This window comes from Sulfitobacter sp. (assembly GCF_041552635.1).
Taxonomy (GTDB): Bacteria; Pseudomonadota; Alphaproteobacteria; order Rhodobacterales; family Rhodobacteraceae; genus Sulfitobacter.
Window position 1 is genome coordinate 1 of sequence record NZ_JBFEKM010000228.1, and the last position, 4798, is coordinate 4798.

Below are 4798 nucleotides of genomic sequence, written 5' to 3' on the forward strand. Positions count from 1 at the left end.
CAGTGAGCCCGATATTGTTTGCTGTAAAACACCACGTTACGCGGCTTGTGTTCATCAATAGCATCCTTGATAGCAGTGATCCGCGTGGGCAGCATCGCAGCTTTATAGCTGGCCCGATTGTGTAAGATTGGATCGTTTGAGAATTGGTTGTAGTGCCAAACGCTTGTCTTGGGTGAAGGAAGTGGCAACAATTCAATCCCGCAAGTTTTAGACCCGCTACGCAACCAACGTTCACCCTGCATTACTTTTGATGCAGTAATGTCATGCGCCTTACCCTCGGATAGAAGTTGCGCCCGTATAAGCCAATCCCATGTGCGTTGTGCGGCACGCACTGGAGGGGTGAATAAATGACCCGCTCCAATCGCGTGATGATACTCTGCGCAGTCCTCAAGGATACGTCCTCCACGCCCCGCCCATGTGCCGATGCGGGTCTGGACATCCTTAAGGCTATTACCGCCACCTTCTTCCATACCAATGAACCAAGTGTTAGCATTGAAATCGCCGTAGCCCATGAAAGTATTCATGAAAGTGTCGAGAGTGTTTTGATCTAGCATTTATATTTCCATTTTTGTGCGTTCGTAGCGCTTGCACCTTACCCAAAAAACCTCCTTTTGGCGCTCCTGCAAAAATCCTCGTTTGATGCATCCACGAACCCCATTAACAATCCAAGAGCCTGCTGAACGTTTTTTGCCACTACCGTGATAGGAGACATTCGCTGCACTGCCAAAATTTGGTAAAGAGGGATCAATCCGGACCTTCGCTGCGTTGACCGTGAAAGTCGGCTGTGGGCCGTTTGAGTGTAGCGCGACACGAGGGCCGAAACCTGCGCCAAACTGACCAATACATCGCAGACGCTGAACCGCAGCTTCCCTAACCAAAAGCATACGAGCTGCTCAATACCAGACCAGTTACTATTACGCCCCAGCGGATAGCTTGTTGCGGAATGAGCTTCCCTATCCGCACGCTGGCCCATCCGCCTGCTATACTCGCACAAGCTACAACGAACACTGACGGCCAATCCACTGCACCAGAAACTATAAACACGATCACCGCGAGGCCCTGCATCACGCAAGCCAGCACATTTTTTTGCCGCGTTAAGCCGGTGAAAGTCGCGCCCTTCTGTCAGCGAAAGCGTAGCGAGCATCATTATCCCCATGCCTGCACCAAAATAGCCACCATAAATGGCCACTGCCCCTTGAAGGGCTGTTGCACTTGGGCCGGGTCCGCTACCTGCCGCTCGTCTTGCAGCCAATCTTTCACCGACGCCTGCAATCTGGGGTGACAAGGCGAAAAGGACGGTCGCAAAGAAAATAAGCCATGGGATCAACACTCGAAATACCGATGGGTCGGTCGCCAGCAACAAAACTCCTCCTGCGGTGCCGCCCAAGGCTGAGGCGATAATAAAAGGAATCAGACGTCGCGCGACGGCTCGAAGCTCCGACCAATACGCAATCCGACTGGCCAACCGTCGCAATGGACCGCTCAGCCACTTAAATTATTAATCGTTTGTAAAAGTTCTGCAGAGTTCACTGGCGTTGACAGGTTTTTGATAGCTGCAAGGCCAATGGATTTTTGCTGAACTGGCAATCTCTCAGATTCAACCACGTAGAACTGCCACTCTGATACGATACGCTGATCATCCCCTTCGTGCCACGCGAATACATATAAGTCTGCAAATCTCTTTCCGGATTGGTTGATCACATAGGTTTTACCATCGCAATAGTGACCCTTAGAAGCTGCAATGCTGAATCGCGGCAAGCTTATTGAAAGGCCCCAAGACTGAGCCTTTGCGGATTGCTTCACCTCAATCCGAAGTCCGTCGGCACGTTCAAGATCCCAAGCTTGTTGAATGTCATTGAGAACTGACCCGGTATTGTCACCGAGATTTGACCCACCTTTAATGTTTATCAGCAGTTATGTTTTGGTCAACGCTGGCTTCTCCTTTGCTGTTTTCTTTGCGGCCTCTGAACTGGCCTTGAAGCGGTAGCTGTCGTTTCCGGTTTCTAGGATGTGGCAGCGGTGGGTGAGCCGATCGAGTAGTGCTGTTGTCATCTTTGCATCACCGAAGACCTGCGCCCATTCACTGAAGCTAAGGTTGGTCGTGATGACGACGCTGGTGCGTTCATAGAGCTTGCTCAGAAGGTGGAACAGCAGCGCGCCGCCGGACGGGCTGAACGGCAGATAGCCGAGTTCATCAAGGATGACCAAGTCGATCTTTGTGAGCATCTCAGCCAATTTCCCTGCCTTTCCAAGGGCCTTTTCCTGCTCTAACGCGTTGACCAATTCGACGGTGGAGTAGAAGCGCACCTTGCGTCGATGATGCTCGATCGCCTGCACGCCGATAGCTGTGGCGACATGGCTTTTGCCGGTGCCAGGTCCACCAATGAGAACGACGTTTTCCGCATTCTCTATGAACTCACCGCGATGGAGTTGTCGGACCGTGGCCTCATTGATGTCGCTCGACGTAAAGTCAAAGCCCGTCAGGTCCTTGTATGATGGGAAGCGCGCCACCTTCGTGTGATAGGCAATCGAACGCACTTCCCGTTCGGCCATTTCCGCCTTGAGCAGTTGGGACAACATCGGAGTGGCCGCCTCAAATGCTGGAACACCTTGTGTAACCAGATCGTCAACCGCGTGCGCCATGCCAAGCAGCTTGAGACTGCGCAGCATGATGACGATTGAAGCTCCTGCAGGATCATGACGCATTGCGCTTTCCTCCTGCTTGTCTCAGATCGTCGTACCGATCTACGTTTGCCATTGGGGCTGTTTCCAAAGCCAAGGCATCTGGTGGATCGATCTCTGGTTGATCTGTCCGCTTTGGATCAATCAGCCTGTGCAGGAGGTTGAGGATATGCGTCTTCGTCGGCACCCCGACTTCCAGCGCCAGTTCCACTGCTCGCAGAACAGCGCTTTCATCATGGTGTAGAACCAAGGACAGGATATCAACCATCTCGCGATCTCCGCCTTCTTTGCGCAACATGTGATCCTGTAGTCGACGGAAGATGTCGGGTATCTCTGTAAACGGTGCACCATTGCGTAATGCCCCCGGTTTGCGTTGGATGACCGCCAGATAATGGTGCCAATCATAGATGACTTTGCCTGGCTTGCGGTGAGAGCGATCAATGATGCGGGCATGTGTGCAGACGGTCCGACCTTCAGCAGCAATAACCAACCGGTCCGGGTAAACACGAAGGCTGACAGGGCTGTTCGCAAAACTGGCTGGCACGCTGTACCGGTTGCGTTCAAAGGTGATCAAGCATGTTGGCGACACACGCTTGCTGTGTTCAACAAACCCGTCAAAGGCTGGTGGCAGAACCATCAACATAGGCTTCTCAGCGTCCCAAGCATCGGCGATTGAACCAAGCAATTCCCGGTGCGCTGTCTCTGACCAGAGCGCGATGCAGCGATCCTCAAGCCACTGATTCAGCTCTCCCAGATCCTTGAAGACAGGCATGACCTGCCACAAACGGTTGCGTGCATCCCGGACGTTCTTCTCAACCTGGCCCTTCTCCCAGCCCGCCGCTGGATTGCAGAACTCAGGTTCAAAGACGTAATGGCTCGCCATCGCTTTGAAGCGTGCGTTGACATCGCGCTGCTTACCACGCCCAACACGATCCACGGCCGTCTTCATATTGTCATAGATGCCACGCCCCGGAACGCCGCCAAACACGCGGAAGGCATGCCAGTGTGCATCGAATAGCATCTCATGTGTCTGCAAAGGATAGGCCCGCACAATAAAGGCGCGGCTATGTGAGAGTTTGGTATGCGCCACCTGAAGTTTGACACGTTCGCCACCAATCGTGGCCCAGTCTTCGCTCCAGTCGAACTGGAACGCCTCGCCGGGTTGGAATACCAAAGGCACAAACGTGCCGCGTCCGGTTGTTTGTTCTGCACGATGTCGATCAGCACGCCACGCGCGTGCAAAGGCCGCGACGCGCTCATACGAGCCATCGTACCCGAGCTTTACCAGATCCTCATACATCAGTTTTGCGTTGCGCCGCTCTTTACGAGACTTACGCGTCTGCGCCAAAAGCCATGCTGACAACCGATCCGAGTAAGGATCCAACTTGCTTGGACGCGACGGCGTTTTGAACTTCGGTTCTACAGCATCTTCGCGGAGATACTTTTTAATGGTGTTGCGAGACAAACCCGTACGTCGCGCAATCTCGCGTATTGGCATTTTGTCACGCAATGCCCAGCGTCGGATAACACTCAAAAATCCCATGTCGATCACTCCATGTCTCCCTGAACAAAACTGTCAGGGCAATGTGTTCACATGGGTCAATTCTCAGTGACAATTTATGGGGCTACCGGGTCAGTTCTCAATGACATTCAACAATCGAACCCTCTGTTGGTAGCGTCGGTGACTCCTACGATAATGCCTTGGCCGAAACGATAAACGGCCTCTACAAAGCCGAGGTCATTCACCGACTGGGCCCCTGGAAAACCATGGCCTCGGTCGAATGGGAAACGCTCAAATGGGTCGACTGGTTTAACAACCGCCGCCTGCTCGAGCCCATCGGATACATCCCGCCAGCAGAAGCAGAAGAGAGGTACTATGCACAATTTAATGCGTTAGATATGGTCGCGTGACACGAAGTAATCAGCCTCCGGCAAACAAGGGGCGGTTCACAACTCTCCCTAGAATTACAACCTAAAAATCGCTATCAAGAAAGAAAGTGGGAAACAATCCACAGCATTTGAGGTGATTATGACAGTACAAGACGATCGACGTGAGCTCGAGCAGTTGGAGCTATTTGAATTATCAACCCCCCCGGAACGTTCTCGGTCAGATACG

Annotated in this window: 5 protein-coding genes and 2 pseudogenes; 1 reads left to right on the forward strand and 6 read right to left on the reverse strand. The window is 52.8% G+C overall.

The genetic code is table 11. The features are described from left to right. The 6 genes and pseudogenes from ABYT07_RS18905 to istA all read right to left on the reverse strand — a co-directional run. A partial coding sequence (locus ABYT07_RS18905) for a hypothetical protein (RefSeq protein WP_372993576.1) occupies nt 1-554 on the reverse strand: 554 nt, incomplete at its 3' end. A gap of 316 nt (nt 555-870) precedes the next feature. After that, entirely contained in the window at nt 871-1065 is a 195-nt protein-coding gene (locus ABYT07_RS18910) for a TSUP family transporter (RefSeq protein ID WP_372993579.1), read from the reverse strand. Nucleotides 1066-1090: 25 nt separating this feature from the next. Beyond that, nucleotides 1091-1474: pseudogene (locus tag ABYT07_RS18915) on the reverse strand (TSUP family transporter); the annotation flags it as partial. An 8-nt stretch (nt 1475-1482) separates the two neighbouring features. Beyond that, complete coding sequence (locus ABYT07_RS18920; RefSeq protein WP_372993577.1) at nt 1483-1803, reverse strand: hypothetical protein; 321 nt, start codon at nt 1801-1803, stop codon at nt 1483-1485. Nucleotides 1804-1914: 111 nt separating this feature from the next. Continuing rightward, complete coding sequence (istB, locus tag ABYT07_RS18925) at nt 1915-2706, reverse strand: IS21-like element helper ATPase IstB (RefSeq protein ID WP_372993578.1); 792 nt, start codon at nt 2704-2706, stop codon at nt 1915-1917. After that, nucleotides 2696-4225: an IS21 family transposase gene (istA, locus tag ABYT07_RS18930; protein WP_372993580.1), complete on the reverse strand. Its 1530-nt coding sequence runs from the start codon at nt 4223-4225 to the stop codon at nt 2696-2698. Before istA ends, istB begins: the two co-directional genes overlap by 11 nt. A 113-nt stretch (nt 4226-4338) precedes the next feature. Here istA and ABYT07_RS18935 point away from each other — a divergent pair. Continuing rightward, nucleotides 4339-4593: pseudogene (locus ABYT07_RS18935) on the forward strand (integrase core domain-containing protein); the annotation flags it as partial. Nucleotides 4594-4798: the final 205 nt, after the last annotated feature.